Here is a 17,098-nt window from a genome sequence, read left to right as displayed (position 1 = left end):
AGGATGGCTTTTCCATCAGGTCCGCAGGCTCAACCGCCACGCAAACTCGGGCTCTGGCTGGCCCGACACGCCGCGGTGCTGCGGACGAGCAGCGGCAATATCTACTCAGCAATTAAGCACACGGCTGAGATCGTCAGTGACGAGTTCGGCCTTCAGCGTCTTTGCGCCCGGTATGTAGGTCATTCCCAGGCCGATGGGCTGTACAGCTTCGCCTTGTACGCGGGTCTGCGCCGCGTATGACGGCGACCGCTGCGAGTTGGCGAGTGTCGATGTAGTTCCGGGGCGAGGGGCGGGTCTTCGACAGACCCGGCTTGGTAACGCTGAGGTATCGTGCGGCCAGAGACCTGCGCGGCGATGCGGCTGGCGGGGCGAGAAGTGGCCCGTCTCGGGCGGGAGGCTCGTCGTCTTGCCTGGCAGGCCGCCGGCGAAGCGACCTGAGTTCCTGGGCGAAGACGGAGGCACGATGTCGGACGGTTTCCGGGTCGATCTTCCTGCGTTGGAGAAGGCCTCCGCGGGGATCAACATGACGCTCGAAGATCTCTCTCGCGCCAAGATCGACACGCTCCAGGGAGAGTCTTCCGCATACGGACATGACGGTCTCGCCTCCGCCGTCCGGGACTTTTGTGACCGCTGGGAGATTGGCGTCGAGCATCTCGCCACCGACGGCCAGGAGGTCGCCGAGCGGCTTTCGCAGAGCGTCCAGGACTATCGGAGAGCCGATACGGGCGCGGCCGATCGGCTCAACGGCATCCTGCAGCGCACCACGGGTCTCGATCCGGCCGCGCACTAATGGCCGAGCTAGGACAAACCGATGATCCCAGGCAACTCGTGCCCGGCGACGCGGGCGCTCTCCTTGGCATCGCGGCGTCGCTGCGCTCGCGCGGCGACGAACTGACGCTGGCAGGCAAGGGCCTGCAGCGCATCGACACGAGCGACGGCTGGAGCGGCGCGGCTGCGGACGCGTTCCGGCAGAAGTTCCAGGGGCAGCCGGGCAAGTGGATGGAGGCGGGCGACTGCTTCCACAGCGCGGCGTCGGCAATTGATACGTACGCCAAGACCGTGACCTGGGCTCAGTCGCAGGCATACGAGGCGATCCAGCAGTGGAGCGCCGGTCAGGCCACGACCAACGAAGCGCAGACCCGATATCAGCAATACCGGGCATCGGGCGGCACTGATCCGTTCCAGGATCCCGGTGAGGCCAGCCGCACGTCGGCTCAGCAGATGCTGAACCAGGCCCGTCAGCGACTCGAGGCAGACGGCGACTCCGCGGCGGCGACGGTGGGGCACGCCCTGGACAAAGCACCTCAGAAGCCCGGCTTCTGGAGCAAGGCGGGTGACTTTTTCTCCGATGTCGGCGCGGGCCTCGAGAACGCCGGCGCACATGCCGTCAACGGCGTGGCGTCTTTCGGTAACGCGGTGGCGCACCACCCTGGCGATGTCGCGCTGGCAGCGGCCGGCGCCGGGTTGATGTTGGTCAGCGGCACAGCGGATGCTGGCGGCGCGGTGCTCGATGCGACCGGTGTGGGCGCCATCGCCGGCGTGCCGATCAACGTGGTGTCGACGGCTGGGGTCGTGGCCGGCGGCGGCATGCTGGCCGCCGGCGTCGGCGACCTCATGATGAACGCGCAGGGTGACGATCATGTCTCTCCGGCCCGCACCGACCACACGGGCTCCGGTGGCACGAACTTCCGTGACGTTCACGGCGGCGACCGCACCGCCATGCGAGGCGTGGACGTCGACCACGTCTGGGACAACGGCGAGATGTATATCCAGGACGACGGCCAGATCGTCAAGATCCTGGACAACGGCAATGGCACGTACGATGTCGTCGTGCGCGACATGGGCAACCCGACAGGGAAGCCGACCACGGTGATCAAGGACGCCACCGACAAGTACGTGCGGAACAAGATCGATAGTGAGAAGTGGGGCTGAGTGTGGAGAGCGCCGACTGGACCGGACCGGTCAGTGAACGCCTGCGCTGCTGCATCTGCGGCGACGCGACGGACGGCGCCGAGGACTACGTCGTGCTTCAGGTGACCGCTGCGCCGAGCAGTGCAGTGCAGTACCTCGGCGCACATGCCGCCCACCTCAACAACGTCCTGGCACCAAGCTTCAGTGTCGAGGTCCACCTGATGTGAAGCGGCCCGAACTTGTCCGGCGTAGCGGGTGGCCAGGGCGTCGGTGTACCAGCCGGTCCATGTTTGGTGCTGGGCTTCGAGGTCGTGGACGCGTGCAGCGGCGACTCGTCGTCGGGTCCGGGAAGGTGGACGAACTTGTCGCCGCTGCGCCGGTACCGGCCCTTGCCAGTAGCCGACGCGGTGACGTACTCGTCAGTCGCCTTCCCGTCCGGGCCGACGAACCGGGTCAGGAAAAGCAGGTCGACCTCGCCGGGCTCGAGGAGCGGATCGTCGGCGTTGAGCTCCGTGGCGCTGCCCGTCTGCCGGACCTTGACGGTGGGTCCCGGCGAAGCACCGTGCAGCAGCTCGTCACGGTCATCGTGGTCGAGGTGAAAGCCAGATCACTGACCTGCTCGACGGTCTCCGCACCGGTCGCCTCCGCGACCACCACGAGGTCGCTGGACCTGCGCAGGTCGCTCAGCTGGGAGAAGCTCTGGACGGCCTTCGCCTGCCCGACGGAGACCGGGGCGAGTGCCGCGTCCGTGTGCCCCGACGAGGCGCACCCCGCTAATCCCCGGCGCCGAGGAGGCGTGCCGCCACTTCCTAGGGCTACGGGCATGACATTCAACTCCCCGCTGAGCCGTGCCGACCGCACCGCCGGATCCGTCAGTCCGACTATTGATTCGCCACCTCGAGCTCTTGATGGTGACGGGCTCGGCGCCCGCGCCTGAGAAGTGGCGCTCGGTCGCGGCGGGGGAGATGTTCAGGGTGCCGGGGTTGGTGCCTTCTGCTTGCGCCGCCTGGCGCGTACGACCCGAACCGGGGTGGAAGAATGCAGGTAGAGGCTGCGGCGTCGCTCGCTGTGGGCCAAGTGCACCTGGACGACGTCGCGTACGGACGCGTCAACGCTGGCGACTCGGTAGCGTTCCGCGCCGGAGATGATCAGATCGCCGGGGCGCACATGCGAAGGCGACTGCACGATGCTCTCGCGGCCTACGACGGCGCCGGTGCTGACCCGGGGAAGGGTGGCGACCCACGTCGCAAAGGTGTCTGCGCTTGCCGGACGACCGGTTCGGATGCCCCGCATGGCCGGCCCCCACGGTGTGTCGACGCTGCCCCTTCTCTGGATTCGGTATCGGCGGGCGCCAGCCCCAGTTGAGCCAAATGACTAGCTCGGCTTGGCGACCCAACTCGGCGCAGAGAAACGTTGACAGGAGGCGGCAACCGTGCCACACCTCCGTCGCCGAACTCCCGGCCGCCGGGTCGAGACCGCCCGGGGGCCGCGCGACGGGCACGTGATCACGGATAGCCTGCGAGCGTGGCTGATCACCGGATGCTCGCCGTCGCCCACCGAGCCGGCAACACCGTGGCTGGCCTGCGGGCCGCGTTCAAGTCCGGGGCAGACCTCGTCGAGGCGGACGTGCACCTTTACCGTGACGCCCTCGAGATGCGGCACAGCCGCGCGCTCGGGCGCCACCTGTATTGGGACAGATCAAGCGGCATCACCCGGCGGCGCAACGTCATTGTGCCGGAGCTCGACGAGATCCTCACAGTCGCGGCCGGAGACCCGCGGCTTTTGCTCGACCTCAAAGGTCGGTCCCGTACGGTCGCGGTTCGCGTCGCTGAGACACTGCGGACCCGGTGTCCCGGCGTACCGGTTGCGGTGTGCACGAAAGAGTGGGCGATGCTCGAGGCCTTCCCACCGGAGATGAACGTGCGGCGAATCATGTCCGTCGCCAGCTCAATCCAACTCGCCCGGCTGCGCGTCCGGCTCCGCCGCGAACGGGTGGGCGGCGTCTCGATCCGGCTGCGGCTGCTGACTGCCCCTGTGGTGGCCGAGCTCCGTCAAGCCACCGACCTGGTCTTGGCCTGGCCCGTCGAGTCCGAGGCCGAACTTGCGCACGCCGCACGGCTCGGCGTGACGGGAGTGATCAGTAAGAACATGATGATGGTGAGCCGGTTGGCGCAGCATCGCGGTACCACTGCGGAACCACCCATGCCGTGAGGGTGCAGGCGGTTAGGCGATCCCAGCATTCGCGGCGATTCGCCAGGTCGTCGCAGCCAGCAGGTTTGCCGCCGTGCCCCCGCCGCCGTGAAGTCGTATTCGGGTCGCTTCAAGGCAGGCCAAGTGCCGAGCCGGGCCGATGCCGGCCGGCATCGGATCTCCGGATCTCGGGGAGCTCGGATGCCCGTCACCCCTGCACGCCACGCCCGCGCTGAGGCCGGATCCGCTGCGCCAGAGGCGCCGGCCTGCGCCGGTTACCGTCCCGCGAGTTCGCCATAACCAGGCCTGGTGCGTCGCCGCCACGATCGCCGCTGACCTCATCGCCTGGCTGCAAATCCACGCCCTCGACGGTGCTCTTGGCCATGCAGGTAGGCGGACCGCCCTTGCCTGGCTCCGGGTGGGCCGCTTGACTGGGTCAGGCGATCACAGATATCCCATGACATCAGGACTCAAGATTCCAAACTGTGAGTGGCGGATGTCTCTTTCGGGTTCCAGATACGAACCCTGGGATCACGTTTCAATCGACTTATCTGGTGCGCCGCCCTCGCCTCGGCCTCCTCGGTAAATAGCGCCCAAGTTGGCGTAACCATGTATATGTAGTCGGCGGGCCCGGGTGTTGTGTTCGGGAAGCGAGAATCGTCGGCATCAACGTATTTCGCCGAGAAGGCCGCGACTATTTCGGGAAGCTCGGTCGGCCTGCCAACGGGCTTAGCCGTACCCCGGACAAGAACGGGATTCTCGCCATCTTCAAGATTGATAGCTATTCGCGGGTCGCGCCACAAGTCCAGAGCAGCCCCCGTCGCTCCATCAACGTAAAAGTATAGTGCACCGTTCAGAACGACGCCCCATCTCGGGAATGTCCGCGGCGCGCCCCTCCGGTCAAGGACGGCAAGCCAGTAGATTCGTGCACCGTCGAGCCGTGCCGCCACGGCAGCCCAATCGATTGGCATCCATCAACTCCTGCATTGCACTTTGCCCAAGGCTTACACCCAAGGGGAACATAGCGGCCAGGTCACAAGGTACGTCGGTTGTTGCCGGGCAAACCCGCCACCACCGCTGACGCCACCAGCTACACCCACGGACCCAACGGCGACCGGCTCATTCGCCGCGACCCCACCGGCGCCATCCTCTACCTGCCCGGCGGCCTGGAGATCCGCAAGCCCGAGACCGGCAACGCGGTAGGCATCCGCTACTACAGCCACGGCGGCTCCACCAACGCGGTCCGTACCCCGACGGCCCTTACGTGGCTGGTCAACGACCACCAAGGAACCGCCACCGCCACAGCCACCGTCTCCAGCGACGCGAGCCTGAAAGCGACCAGGCGACGCACGTTGCCGTTCGGCGAGGACCGCGGCACCAAGCCCACCAGCTGGGCCGGCGACAAAGGCTTCGACAGAGGCGCCTGCGACAACACCGGCCTGACCCACCTCGGCGCCCGCGAATACGATCCATCTTTGGGCCGGTTCATCTCCGTCGACCCGATCATGGATTTGACCGACCCGCAGCAGTGGAATCCGTACTCCTACGCGGACAACACGCCGATCAGCTTCACCGACCCGTCTGGCCTCACCCTCGGTTCGGCCGCATGTGCGGAAGGCGGCGGCGTCGCCTGTGCGGGCAACGAAAGCAGTGGCAGCGGAACCAACTCCGGCGGTATGGGGCAACAACGGCAAGGGCAACGGCAGTGGCAACAGCGGCGGGAACAACGGCGCCCGCTCACCCAGCGGGAACGTCGTCTCTTTAGGTCGGTCTCACCGCTGGCGGCTACTGGGAGCGGACGCCGTCCGGTGGGATCCATGTCATCTACCGCGTGGCTGGCGCGCCGGTGTCATCGCTATCCCGCCTCATGTGATGCGCGCCTGGGTGTCGGCGTTCGTGAGGGCCACTGTCCTACCTGCAACAGCCGACGTCCACCGGCATACTGTGACTTGATGCCGAAAACCCGCCAACCTTCTCTAGGGCTCCCAGCCGCGGGACATTCCCACTGGTGCTGGCCGGCTGGAGCACGGCTACCACATTGAACCCCACATCCACGCCGCCGGCCGCCAGGGCGACGAGGAACGCGGCTCCTGAAGTTTGGTTGCTCTATGGGATTTGTCGCATCTGGTACCGAACCGCGCCCCGGCCCATCGGGCCCACCGCTCAAGCGGCCGCTTCTCTGTCACGCCGAAGCTTTTCCCGGCCGAGGTCGAGCACCGGTGCTGCGTAACCCCGCGGCTCCTTTCTGTGCGGCTTGTCGAGCGACGCGACCGCGGACACGATGCGGCCGGCCTCCGGGGGAGTGGCCCAGCTGGCGCGGACGTCGACGAAGCGCACCGTGCCGGCCCGATCCGCGACGACCACTGACGCGAGGGGCAGTACCGAGCGGTTCGTTCCGAGGATCGCGTCCGCGCCGGGACTGGCGAACCCGATGTTGAGGGCATCGATCAGCGCGCACCGCGGATCGGCGGCGACGAAGAACTGCAGGTCGTGTCGCCGCTTGAGAGCGGCCAGCCGCTGGGGTGCCTGCGGGCTGACCGCGACGAGGTGTGCGTCGAGGTCGCTCAGCGCGGGCGCCAGGTTGGTCCGGAAGTCGACCATCGCCGCATTGCAGGCCGCCGACCCGGCGTGCCGCACGAAGACGAGCACCACCGGGCCGGTTCCCATCATCCGATCAAGGTGGATCGGGCCCAGGTCGACCTCGATGAGCGGTCGGATCGGCAGCCGGGCGCCGGCGCCGATCATCCGCTCCCAGAAGTCGTGACGATTCATCAGCCGGCGGAACGCCACGTCATCGACGCGTTTCGCTTCATGCATCACGGTCATGCCGCTCAGCCTAATACCTACTGTATCTGTAGGAAAACTAGGTTTGCACACTGTGATGAGACAGGTTTCGACCGTTGATGTTCGTCAGGGGTGCAGCCGCTACGTACTGATCCGCGACGGCGGGGAGGTCGCTCAATTCGCATCCGGTCGCGGTGAGGCCGAAGTCGACGACGTCGGCACCGAGGTCGCCGAGCAGACCGGCCAGGCGGATCTCCGCGATGTCGGCCTTCGACTGGACATCCGCGGTCACGACCGGAACCCCCAGGACGCCGGCCAGGGCATTGGGCGGCAGCTGGTCGAGGAGCGCCTTCAGGGCGCCGGCGTAGGTGCCCTTGCACGCTGGGGATGCCACGATCAACGACGTTGCATCCTGTACATCCAGAAGGGCCTCCCCGGTGGCCCTGTCGCCCGGCGTGAGCACGCCGGGGCCGAGCGCGGCGACATCGACGAGAACGACGGCTGTGTGACTCCCGATCGGGGGTTTCCCGAGGTCACGACGACGTCAGGCACGCAGCGTTTCCTTCCTTCACGGACAGGAAAAAAAGCATTGGACCCGGCCTACCGGGCAAAGTCGTCGCAGGCCACGTCGGAGCGCGCCGCGCGGGCGAACTGCCGGTCGGCAGCGCGAACTCGCAGCGGAGCGGTCCCAGCCGAAGACGCTGTGGGACGCCTCCGGCCAGGGATCGGTGTCAGCCGGCCGGAGGCAGGCAACGGGCGCGATGTGCCTGCATCGTCGCTACCTGCTCCGGGTTCATCGCCGCGAAGGCTTCCGAACGACGCCGACCCATCGCGGCCAGCTCTTCCGGCGTCAGTGACGCCGCGTATTCGGCACGTTTGCGTTGCATCTCGGCGAGCTGTTCCGGGGTAAGTGGCTGGTTCATGGTGACCATCTCCTCGATCAACTGAAGAAATTCCGGCGTGGAGAGCTCGGCCATTCGGTCGAGCGCGCCGAGTACTCCGAGCAGGCGGCTGCGCAGGCTGATCCCGCGGCGGATCCGTTCCTCGGTCTCGGCGAGTTGGCGACGCAGCAGCCCGGCTGGGTCACCGACCGCCTCGCCCAGCGTGTCGCGGATCTGCGCCAGGCTCAGCCCGAAGCTGCGTAACGCCAAGATGACGTGCAACCGGCGGACATCGTCTCCGGTGTAGCAGCGGTGGCCGGCGGCAGTGCGGGCCGATGGCACAAGCAGACCAAGCCGGTCGTAGTGGTGCAGCGCGCGGACAGTCACGCCGGTCGCCCTGGCCAGCTCGCCGACACGCCACTCACGTTGGGACTTCTGCACGCAACCTCCAGGTCCGGGGTACGCGTCCGACGCTAGAACCTGACGCAACGTCGGGTGCAAGGCCTGCGATCGCGGCTATCGGTCGACGGTCGAGTTGATCTATTGGCGTCGGGGTGTCGGCTTACCGGTATCGATTGCTTCTTGTAGGCCGGTTGGATACCAGGCGTAGGTCCAGCCGGATCCGGTAGTTCAGTGTCACGCTCGGGGTGCTGAACGGCACTTTCACGGTGCTGGCACCCGAAGCCGAGCGCTGGTCGGACGAGCCGCGGGTGCTGCTGCCGTGCCATTCCACCTTGTGCAGGCCACCCCTGCCCACCGCGGTCGAAGAGTTCGTCCGGCAACGCGCCGAACGCCGGGCCGCCTGAGATCGCTTAATCGCTGGACGGACGGGGGGCGGTGGCGGTAGCGTGCCACCGACCGTGGTCCGGCCTGAGGGGGTGAGCACCGTGAACGTTGTAGCGATGTGGGTGCTCCCCATCCCCGTCACGGTCGGGCGACTGCAGTAGGCGCCGCCGGGAGCGTCCCTTTGGGATCTCTCGAAAGGTGACACCGATGAATACACTCGTCATCACGCGCGTCGCCGAGCGGCATTGGCATGCCCTCGACGACGACCTCGTGGTCGGCCGCGGCGACGCCTCGCCCCGCCCGGACGGCCGCCTCTTCCTCAGCATCGACGCCTGGCACGACGACGTCTTCCTCTACCTCGCCGAGGTCATGCTGGCCGCCCTGCCGCGGCCGCTGTACACCGTCGTGGACGAGGCCGACCTCAACTTGCGAACCCGGTGGGTGCAGGCCGGCCTGACCACCCGCCGCCGCGAATGGGAGTACGTCATGTCGAGCGGCGGCGATGGTGCAGAACCACCGCCGGGCCTGAGACTCTTGCCCATCGGCACCGCCGAGCTGGACCCGCTGCGTCACCTGGACCGCACGATCCGCGCCGAGGTCGAGGCCACGATCGGCTGGGCTCAGATGCCCCCGGCGGTACTGTCCCGACCGCTCGACCCCACCTATTACGCGGTCGCCGCCGAGCTCGACGCCTACGTGGGCCTGGCCCGTCTGGCGCTGCTGCCGAGGCATACGAGGATCGGCCTCATCGCGGTCCGGTCCGACCACCGTCGCCGCGGCATCGCCCGCGCCCTGCTCGCGGAGATCCTGACGGCCACCCACGTCCGCGGCGTCGCGACGGTCTCCGCGGACGTGCACGAGGCCAACACCGCGGCTATCGCCCTCTTTGAGGCCGCCGGCGCGCGTTGCACCGGCAGCAACCTCGAGCTGGTGATCCACTGATGCCCAAGGCAACCGACGGCATCCAGCTCGAGGGCACCGTGCTGGAGTGCCTGCGTGACGCCAAGTTCCGCGTCGAACTTGCCAACGGCCACGTCGTCCTGGCCCACATCAGCGGCAAGATCCGCAAGAACTACATCAAGATTCTGCCGTTTGACCGCGTGCTGGTCGAACTCAGCCAGTACGACCTGACGAGGGGCCGGATCCTCTTCCGGTACCGCAACTAGACGGAGGACGGCGCCGGTCTCCCGGCGCCGGTCTCGTCAGTGCTCCGCGTCTTCGATCGGCGCCGGTGGCGGAGTTGAACGCTGGCAGTCACAAAACGACGCGGTCGGGCCGAGCCGTTTGAGCCATGCCGGGTCGGCTGCCTGACCGCGGCCGGGCCGGCTGGCGCCGTCGCGGCCGGCACCCTCCAGCAGGCCATCGACCTGCGCGGACGTCTGCTGCGCGCCTTCGAGGCCGCTGCCGTCACCAACGACCCGAAGACCCGCCGTCAATAGCTGACCTGCGCCATCATCGGCGGCGGCCCCACCGGCGTCGACGACGTAGCGACGCCCCTACACGGCTCGAGGGACGAGATCAGCGCCACGCAACCAGGTACGCTCGCAGAGCGCGGATCGATTCCGACGGGTTCTGGGGTGCACACCGAGCGCACAGGCCGACGACCAACCTGTCGGGGCGGTGAGCGGGCTGCACGGTTACGCTGGTGCGGGCTACGCGGGCAGCGCCGATGGGGTGAGGATGCCATGAGCGCACAGCCGTCGGCGGATCTCGTGATGCTGCTGGAAGGTGATCCGCACGGATGCGCGCTGGCGACAGCGGTCCGTGCCGAGAATGGCGACATCGTGGATTTCACGCTCGCCTACCTCAACGATGCCGGTAGCCGGTTCCTCGGACGACTTCGGGATGAACTCACCGGCCGTACATATCGGGAACTGTGGCCCGAAACGGTCACCGACGGGACGCTGCCGTTGTACCGGCAGGTCGTGCAGGACCGGGAACCGGCAGTGCGCACCGTCTACTACGACCGCGATACCGTGACCGGTCACTTCGAAATCCGCGTCATACCGTTCGGTGACGGTTTCGTGGCCCGGTTCGTCGATCTCTCCAAGCTCACGATGGGATCCGAGAGCGAGGGCGGCGCCCGGCTCTATGACGCGCTCGATGCGGCCTTCGACGGGTTCGCGCTGCTGCGCGCGGTCCGCGACGATGACGGCGCCATCGTGAACTTCACCCGCGAGTACGTCAACCAGGTCGGCGCGAAACTCGCCGGCCGCAGCGTCGAGGATCTCATCGGTCAGCGGATCGTCGAGCAGCCGTCCGGCGCCGCCGACGTCGACCTGCTGCCACACCTGCGCACAGTCGCCGAGACCGGCGACTCTTGGCATCACCAGATGTCCTCGCCGAACACATCGCAGGTGTGGGAACTCAAGGCCGTCCGTGTCGACACCGGGTTCGTCGCCCTCTCCTACCGCGACGTCACGGAGCAGGCCGATCACCAACGGCAGCTCGAGCACAGTGCCCAGCGGGCCCACGCCGCGGCGCAACGGACCACAGCACTGCAGACCGTCACGGCGGCGCTGGTCGCCGCCAATACCCCTGACGAGGTCTACCTAGCCATGGGCGCCGTGGTACGACCCTCCGCAGGCGGGCACGGACTCGCCGTGCTTCTCACGGAGCAGGGCCGGCTGGCGTTGCGGTACTCCGCCGGCTACGAGGATCACGTCGTCGAGCAGCTGAGGCAGGTGCCGATGTCGCACCCGTACCCGGCAGCCGGCGTCGCCCTCACCGGGCAAGCCCGCTACCTCAGCTCACCGCAGGAGTTTGTGGCCGCCCAACCCGACCCCGGCAGCGCCATCTCCGGTGGCGGGCGGAAGGCGTGGGCCTTCCTACCGCTGACCACGGCCGGACAGGTCATCGGCACCCTCGTGGTCGGCTATCGGCGGCCCCGCCACTTCGACGACGACGAACGCGCCAACCTGACAGCCTTCAGTCGGCTGGCCGCCCAGGCGCTGCAACGGGCCCTGCTCTACCAAGCCCAACGGTCCATCGCCGCGGACCTGCAACGAGCGCTGCTGCCCGCGGCCCTACCCAGCGTTTCCGGCGCCCGGCACGCGGTGCGCTACCTACCGTGGACGCACGGCGCCGACGTCGGTGGCGACTGGTACGACGTCATTCACATCGACGCCGACCGGGCCGCCCTCGTCATCGGCGACGTCGCCGGCCACAGCGCCCAGGCCGCGGCGACCATGGGACAGATACGCAGCGCAGTACGCGCCTACGCCGCCGACGACTGCTCGCCGTCGGAGGTGATGCGCCGAGCGAACGAACACCTCTTGCGTTATGAACCGCAGGCCATGGCCACCTGCTGCTACCTCGAAGTCAATCTCCGCGAGCACACAGCGACGGCCGTACTCGCCGGGCACCCACCACCCATCCTCCGCGCCGACCGCCACGCTGCACCGCTGCACGCGAAACCTGGGCCGCCGCTGGGCACCCGCAAGGCGACCTACCGCGATCAGGTCTTCCCCCTGCCGACTGGATGCAGCCTCGTTCTCTACACGGACGGGCTCATCGAAGACCGCCGCTACACCTTGCACCGCGGGCTGACCGAACTCTGCCGAGCGATCCGGTCCGCACCCACCACCGATCCAGAGCAGCTGGTCGAACACATCCTCACCGCCAACGTCGGCCCGAACCCCCGCAGCGACGACGTCGCCATTCTCGCCCTCACCCTGCACACCATGAATCGCTGACGAGCCGATCGGATCTGTACTTCCAACGACCGGCGACCTATCGGAAAGCCACGCGCCTCGTCGAATAGGTACAGCGATTTGAGGTTGGGCAGATCGCTCAACACCATTGCCGCCGCGGGTCCTCGTCTCATGTCGACGGCGGCTGCCCGTAAGTGCGACAAGTCCCAGCATCCAGGCCCGATGGGCTCGCCTCGCAGCCGGTAACAGTGCCCATCCGGTGGAACGCCTAGGAGTGTCGAGTCCAGCCTTGGGGCTGGGCGGCGCGCGTAGGCTCGCCCACTGACCGATTTGGTGTCCCAGAAATACCGCCGAGCATCACATCGAGCTCGAGGGGTGGTGGCCGTGGATCCTCATGGGGCACACGAACCACAACGCCGTGCCCGGCTTCCCCGGCGTGCATTCAAGGCTTTCGGAACGGCGAGGTGGCTGGCATGTTGCTTGGCGATATTGAGCTACTGAGGTGGATGGCCGACTATTTCACCGGGCCGCGGCGGAACTTGAGCGCCGTTCAGGGACCGGCTGACGGGATTGATGCGGGCTCGTCATGTTGCGAACTGGCAGCCGAGGCTCAGCGCTTGCGGGGGTGCAGCTGACCGCCTCGAGGCCCTCACAGGCGAAACCGTCAGACGAATGACCATGGACGGTCCGAGAGGCGGTGTCCGGTAGAGGCAACGGCCGCCCGATTCCGGCCTGAAGGCGCTCAAGCGGCCTGGTTCGGGCAGGTGGAAGGGTCGTCGTTGTGCTGGTGGTGGCCGTCTCGACGAGGTGTTGCACACCGCACACCTGCCCTTGGGCGAAGCGGGAATCGCCAGGCTGGATACCTCCGCTGAGAATGGCCACCGGGATGTCGCGCAAGGCCGGATCCTGACGGATCGCTTGGCACAGCTGCAGCCCATCGAGGTGCGGCATGTTCAGGTCGGTCAAGTCGACGTCAGGCGGTTGCCGGCGGGTGGCGAACGTCCGGGTGGGCATCGCGACGTCGGCCACGCTGGTGCCAGCAGCGTCGGCAGTGCAGCCTGGGACAGGGTGGCGTGCGGGAGGGTTATCCGAGGGGTGGTTTGTGTGCGACCAGGCACCAGCCGGCGGTGTCCTCACGATCCGGAAGCGGTTGGTCTCCGGGATCCGGTCGCCATTCAGCAGTGGAGACGATCCCAGGCTCGATCAGCTGCAGGCCGCTGGGGAACGAAGCGATCTGCTCGCGGGTGCGGAACGCGAAGTCGACTCGGGTGGCTCGATCAGCCGCGGCGATGCCGTCCACGGCCTCGGGCGGCATGAAGTCGTTGGTGGCGTGCGAGAGCACCAGGTAGCTACCAGGCGGCACGGCGTCGAGCAGGGTGCTGACCGCTTCATTCGCGAGAGTGTCGTCGGTGACGAAGTGCAGCACCGATACCAGCATCAGCGCGACTGGCTGGGTGAGGTTGAGGGTGTCGTGCAGCACCGGATCGGCCAGGATGGCGCCCGCGTCTCTCAGGTCCGCATCAAGGTAGGCGGTTTTTCCTTCGGGGGTGCTGGTCAGCAGCGCGCGGGCGTGCGCGAGCACCAGCGGGTCGTTGTCAACGTAGACGACGCGCGACTCAGGGGCGATGTGCTGTGCGACCTGATGGACGTTCTCGGCGGTGGGCAGGCCCGTACCGATGTCGAGGAACTGTCGTATGCCCTGCTCGGCGAGGTAGGTGACGGCGCGGCGCAGGAACTTGCGGTTCTCCACGACGGCGATGCGGATGGCGGGGAACTGCGCGGCGACCAGATCACCGGACTGTCGGTCGGCGGCGAAGTTGTCCTTGCCGCCGAGCCAGTAGTCATAGCGCCGGGCGGGATGTGCGCGCGTGGTGTCCAACCGCTGATCGGCCACGGCAGCCTCCCCTTCTCGATGGGCGGGTCTGCATCCGCTCCTCAAGCGCGCGTCATCCATTCTTCTTCCCGGCCACTCTACGACCATTGCCTGTCAGGCCCGGGCGACGGACACCCGATCGGGGCCATCAGTCACGGGGTTCGCGACCAGAACCCGAGACTCACGAACAACCACGAGGCGGGCGGCTGGGTCTTCGCGCCCCGCGTCCGGTCGTCCGGGGAAGGTGCCGCCGGTACGGCCGGCTGCCGCCGCGGCGACGGCCATCGGGTACAGAACGCGCATGGTCATGTGCTGCTCCTTTCGGAGGGGATGGATGGGCGGGCGACGGACGGGCCGGCCGCGCTGTGCGAGTCGGCGTCGGTCGGGTAGATGGCGCAGAGGTATTTGTTCCAGAATCGTCCGGCGTAGAAGTCGTGGTCGCGCAGCACTCCCTCGACCTGGAACTGGCGGCCGGCGCCGCTGCGCAGCTGCGGCCAGTTGAAGCCGGGAATCTCCAGGTAGAGCTTGCGCAGTCGGAAGGTGTGGAACAGGTACCGCACGAACAGGGCCGTGATGTCGGCGGCCAGTCCGGTGCCGGCGTGCTCTGGCAGGAAGACGGCGGCGACCGAGGCGTATCCCTGGGCGAGGTCGGCGCTGTAGGCGACGACCAGCCCGACCGGCTCGCCGGTGGCACGGGTGCGGACGACGTACTGGACCAGGACCTGGCCCCAAAGCTCTGCGGCGAACCGGTCGGGCGATGGAGGAACACCCCGGTAGCGCCAGCGGTAGCCGTTTGCCGGATGTACCGCGAGTGCGTACAGGAAGTCCACATCGCCGCTGCTGAGCGGGGTCAGCCGGTACGTTTGGTTGCCCAGCACGGGCGCGAGTGGGAAGTTTCCCGCTTCGGATGTCGGCGGTTGCGCAGAACGGAATTCGTCCGGCCGCCAGGGAGCGCTCGGGTCCGGTGCGGTACCCGCTCCGCGGATGACGATGGAGACCCCGCCGCCGGCGGGCAGGTGTTCGAGCAGGGCGAGGATGTCGCCGATCCGCCGCAGCGCGTCTTGGCCGGCCGCGCGGATTCCTCGGCTGTCCAGCCAGCCCAGCAGGCTCATCATCGCGAGGCTGTCCAGGGCGAGGTCGTCGATGAGGCGGGCATCGTCGCCCAGCGCGGCCACCGGCACGTCGAGCACCTGAGCGATCTCGCGCCGCCACGCGTCGCGCCGGCCGGTGACCGCGCCGTCGGAGTTCGCGGTCGTCCCGGCCGTCATCGCGACGCCTCCGTCCCGGCAGCGGCGAGCCCGCCGGTCACGCCCGCGGCTGCGACGAGTCCTCCGGCCAGGTATTGCAGCCGGGTGTCAGCGCGGCGCAGCTTGCCCGAGGACGTCTTGAGCAGCCGGCCCGGCGCGAGCACCACCACGACCCGGCGCGTGAGCCCGACCTCGTCGGCGACCACCGTGGCCACCGCCTGCCGGATTGCCGTAGCAGCGGCTTCATCCGCCCAGGCCCGCGACTCGACTGCTACCGCGAGCCGGTCACCGCCGTTCCCGGGGATGCCGAACGCCGCCACGTTGCCCGCGTGGACCCCAGGCACGCCGCCGGCGGCGATCTCCACGTCCTGGGGGAACACGTTGCGGCCCGCGGCGAACAGCAGGTCCTTCTCGCGGCCGCACACCACGAGCTCGCCATCCGTGACATACCCCAGATCGCCGGTGCGAAGCCACCGGTCGGGCGCCGCCGGCGGGCCGCCTCCGTGGCTGTCGCACACGCCTGGTCCGCTCACCTCGATGTGTCCGACCAGCCGTTCGCCCAGCTCATGGCCGCCGAGCCGGTCCATGATCCGGATGCGGGTATTGGGCACCGGCCTGCCGAGGCGAGCCAGTGCCCGGCCCGGTCGGCCGCCGGCCACCGCTCGCGCGGTACCGTGCCGCTCCAACGCGTCGGGTTCGACGACGTCGAGGCGCAATCCCCGTCCGGGCGTACTCACGGTGACCGCGAGGGTTGCCTCGGCCAGCCCGTACGCGCAGGTGAAGACGTCCGGATCCAGGCCGTGCCGCGCCGCGGCGGCAAGGAACCGTCGCATCGCCCGGGGATCGACCGGCTCCCCGCCGGTCAGCGCCAGTCGCAGCGAGCCGAGCTCGATCGCCGGTTCCGCGGCGGCACGGTCGCGCAACAGGCGCTCCATGAGGGACCAGGCGAAGTTGGGCGCCACGGTGGCGGTGGCACGGTACCGGGTGATCGCTTCAAGCCAGCTGATCGGGTGGCGTGTGAACGCCGCCGGGGACTGCAGTACCAGTGCGCAACCGCATGACATCGGCAGAGCCATGCAGCCGATGAGCCCCATGTCGTGGTACAGCGGCAGCCAGCTGAACGCGCAGCCGTGCACTCGATCATGCTGCGTCGCCGCCGCGATCGACGCGAGGTTCGCGGCGAGCCGGCCGTGGGTCACCCGCACACCGCGGGGCTCCCGTGTCGATCCACTGGTGTATTGCAGGATGGCGAGGTCCGACGGGTTCGGCGCCACCGGCGTCGCCGGCTCGGTCGTTCGAGCGTTCTCCGTCAGCGAGCTCAGCGCCGCGGTCGGAACCCACGTGGTGAAGAACCGCCGCAGGTGCTGCGCGGGGTGGCCGATCACGACCAGATCCAGCCCGGCGTCGTCGACCATGCCCCGGATGCGGCGCAGGTACCCGTCCCCGGGTCCTGCGGGGCCGGCCGGTGCGGGTTCGTCGCGTCGTGGCAGCGGCAGCATGGTAATCGCGGAGCCGGTGAGCCACGCCGCTTGCAGGGTAGTGACGAGGTCGATGCCGGTGTCCGCGAGCAGACCCACGCGCGACCCCTGTCCCACGCCGTGGCCCCGCAGCCGGGTGGCGACTCTCCGGGCCTGGTCGTGGACGGCCGCCCAGCCCACCGTACGCGCTGAGCCGTCCGCCCCGAGCACCGTGAGCGTGCCCGGACCACCACGGTGCCCAACGATGGCGTCGACGATGGTTCGCATGTGTGACTCCCTTTCGGCTCGGCAGGCA

The 17,098-nt window shown here is 68.2% G+C and carries 20 protein-coding genes; 10 read left to right on the top strand and 10 right to left on the bottom strand.

Annotation, left to right across the window (positions count from 1 at the left end; all coding sequences use genetic code 11):
- The first annotated feature begins 463 nt into the window (after nt 1–463).
- From AB0368_RS36630 to AB0368_RS36615, 4 genes are all read left to right on the top strand, one after another.
- Nucleotides 464–790, top strand: coding sequence for a hypothetical protein (locus tag AB0368_RS36630; RefSeq protein WP_366158643.1), 327 nt, complete (start codon nt 464–466; stop codon nt 788–790).
- Complete coding sequence (locus tag AB0368_RS36625) at nt 790–1,932, top strand: putative T7SS-secreted protein (RefSeq protein WP_366158642.1); 1,143 nt, start codon at nt 790–792, stop codon at nt 1,930–1,932. The genes AB0368_RS36630 and AB0368_RS36625 overlap by 1 nt, the downstream gene beginning before the upstream one ends.
- Nucleotides 1,923–2,138 (top strand): hypothetical protein, encoded by a 216-nt coding sequence (locus AB0368_RS36620; protein ID WP_366158641.1) that lies wholly within the window; start codon nt 1,923–1,925, stop codon nt 2,136–2,138. Before AB0368_RS36625 ends, AB0368_RS36620 begins: the two co-directional genes overlap by 10 nt.
- A gap of 335 nt (nt 2,139–2,473) precedes the next feature.
- A complete protein-coding gene (locus tag AB0368_RS36615) occupies nt 2,474–2,848 on the top strand; it encodes a hypothetical protein (RefSeq protein ID WP_366158640.1) in 375 nt (124 codons plus the stop codon).
- 32 nt (nt 2,849–2,880) lie between these two features.
- Here AB0368_RS36615 and AB0368_RS36610 read toward each other — a convergent pair whose 3' ends face one another.
- A complete protein-coding gene (locus tag AB0368_RS36610) occupies nt 2,881–3,204 on the bottom strand; it encodes a hypothetical protein (RefSeq protein WP_366158639.1) in 324 nt (107 codons plus the stop codon).
- Between the two features lie 231 nt (nt 3,205–3,435).
- Here AB0368_RS36610 and AB0368_RS36605 point away from each other — a divergent pair, with 231 nt between their 5' ends.
- On the top strand, nt 3,436–4,122 hold the full coding sequence (locus AB0368_RS36605; protein WP_366158638.1) for a glycerophosphodiester phosphodiesterase: 687 nt from the start codon (nt 3,436–3,438) through the stop codon (nt 4,120–4,122).
- 449 nt (nt 4,123–4,571) lie between these two features.
- On the opposite strand, the gene AB0368_RS36600 is transcribed toward AB0368_RS36605, so the two are convergent.
- Entirely contained in the window at nt 4,572–5,072 is a 501-nt protein-coding gene (locus AB0368_RS36600) for a pyridoxamine 5'-phosphate oxidase family protein (protein WP_366158637.1), read from the bottom strand.
- A 78-nt stretch (nt 5,073–5,150) separates the two neighbouring features.
- Between AB0368_RS36600 and AB0368_RS36595 the strand changes: the two genes are divergently transcribed.
- Nucleotides 5,151–6,143 carry an RHS repeat-associated core domain-containing protein gene (locus AB0368_RS36595; protein WP_366158636.1) on the top strand — a complete coding sequence of 331 codons (993 nt, stop codon included), beginning with the start codon at nt 5,151–5,153 and terminating at the stop codon, nt 6,141–6,143.
- A gap of 121 nt (nt 6,144–6,264) precedes the next feature.
- Here AB0368_RS36595 and AB0368_RS36590 read toward each other — a convergent pair whose 3' ends face one another.
- The 3 genes from AB0368_RS36590 to AB0368_RS36580 all read right to left on the bottom strand — a co-directional run bounded on the left by AB0368_RS36590 (nt 6,265) and on the right by AB0368_RS36580 (nt 8,207).
- Nucleotides 6,265–6,927, bottom strand: a complete 663-nt coding sequence (locus tag AB0368_RS36590) for a redoxin domain-containing protein (protein ID WP_366158635.1) — start codon at nt 6,925–6,927, stop codon at nt 6,265–6,267.
- Between the two features lie 37 nt (nt 6,928–6,964).
- Complete coding sequence (locus AB0368_RS36585; RefSeq protein ID WP_366158634.1) at nt 6,965–7,279, bottom strand: hypothetical protein; 315 nt, start codon at nt 7,277–7,279, stop codon at nt 6,965–6,967.
- Between the two features lie 337 nt (nt 7,280–7,616).
- Nucleotides 7,617–8,207, bottom strand: a complete 591-nt coding sequence (locus tag AB0368_RS36580; RefSeq protein WP_366158633.1) for a MerR family transcriptional regulator — start codon at nt 8,205–8,207, stop codon at nt 7,617–7,619.
- A 206-nt stretch (nt 8,208–8,413) separates the two neighbouring features.
- Here AB0368_RS36580 and AB0368_RS36575 point away from each other — a divergent pair, with 206 nt between their 5' ends.
- From AB0368_RS36575 to AB0368_RS36560, 4 genes are all read left to right on the top strand, one after another.
- Nucleotides 8,414–8,572, top strand: a complete 159-nt coding sequence (locus AB0368_RS36575) for a hypothetical protein (RefSeq protein ID WP_366158632.1) — start codon at nt 8,414–8,416, stop codon at nt 8,570–8,572.
- A gap of 187 nt (nt 8,573–8,759) precedes the next feature.
- Nucleotides 8,760–9,494 (top strand): GNAT family N-acetyltransferase, encoded by a 735-nt coding sequence (locus AB0368_RS36570; RefSeq protein WP_366158631.1) that lies wholly within the window; start codon nt 8,760–8,762, stop codon nt 9,492–9,494.
- The gene (gene infA, locus AB0368_RS36565; protein ID WP_366158630.1) at nt 9,494–9,718 is read left to right on the top strand and encodes a translation initiation factor IF-1; all 225 of its coding nucleotides are present in this window, start codon (nt 9,494–9,496) and stop codon (nt 9,716–9,718) included. The genes AB0368_RS36570 and infA overlap by 1 nt, the downstream gene beginning before the upstream one ends.
- Nucleotides 9,719–10,237: 519 nt before the next feature.
- Nucleotides 10,238–12,247: a SpoIIE family protein phosphatase gene (locus AB0368_RS36560; RefSeq protein ID WP_366158629.1), complete on the top strand. Its 2,010-nt coding sequence runs from the start codon at nt 10,238–10,240 to the stop codon at nt 12,245–12,247.
- Between the two features lie 477 nt (nt 12,248–12,724).
- Here AB0368_RS36560 and AB0368_RS36555 read toward each other — a convergent pair whose 3' ends face one another.
- The 5 genes from AB0368_RS36555 to AB0368_RS36535 form a co-directional block, all read right to left on the bottom strand.
- Nucleotides 12,725–13,219, bottom strand: a complete 495-nt coding sequence (locus AB0368_RS36555) for a response regulator (RefSeq protein ID WP_366158666.1) — start codon at nt 13,217–13,219, stop codon at nt 12,725–12,727.
- Between the two features lie 70 nt (nt 13,220–13,289).
- A complete protein-coding gene (locus AB0368_RS36550) occupies nt 13,290–14,159 on the bottom strand; it encodes an SAM-dependent methyltransferase (RefSeq protein ID WP_366158628.1) in 870 nt (289 codons plus the stop codon).
- Between the two features lie 33 nt (nt 14,160–14,192).
- Nucleotides 14,193–14,387 carry a hypothetical protein gene (locus tag AB0368_RS36545; protein WP_366158627.1) on the bottom strand — a complete coding sequence of 65 codons (195 nt, stop codon included), beginning with the start codon at nt 14,385–14,387 and terminating at the stop codon, nt 14,193–14,195.
- Nucleotides 14,384–15,346, bottom strand: a complete 963-nt coding sequence (locus AB0368_RS36540) for a GNAT family N-acetyltransferase (RefSeq protein WP_366158626.1) — start codon at nt 15,344–15,346, stop codon at nt 14,384–14,386. The genes AB0368_RS36545 and AB0368_RS36540 overlap by 4 nt, the downstream gene beginning before the upstream one ends.
- On the bottom strand, nt 15,343–17,070 hold the full coding sequence (locus AB0368_RS36535) for an AMP-binding protein (RefSeq protein WP_366158625.1): 1,728 nt from the start codon (nt 17,068–17,070) through the stop codon (nt 15,343–15,345). Before AB0368_RS36535 ends, AB0368_RS36540 begins: the two co-directional genes overlap by 4 nt.
- Nucleotides 17,071–17,098 lie beyond the last annotated feature (28 nt).

The organism is Actinoplanes sp. NPDC051475 (genome assembly GCF_040689425.1).
Lineage (GTDB): Bacteria > Actinomycetota > Actinomycetes > Mycobacteriales > Micromonosporaceae > Actinoplanes.
Note: the sequence above shows the minus strand (reverse complement) of the source record. Positions and strands in the feature narration are given on the sequence as shown.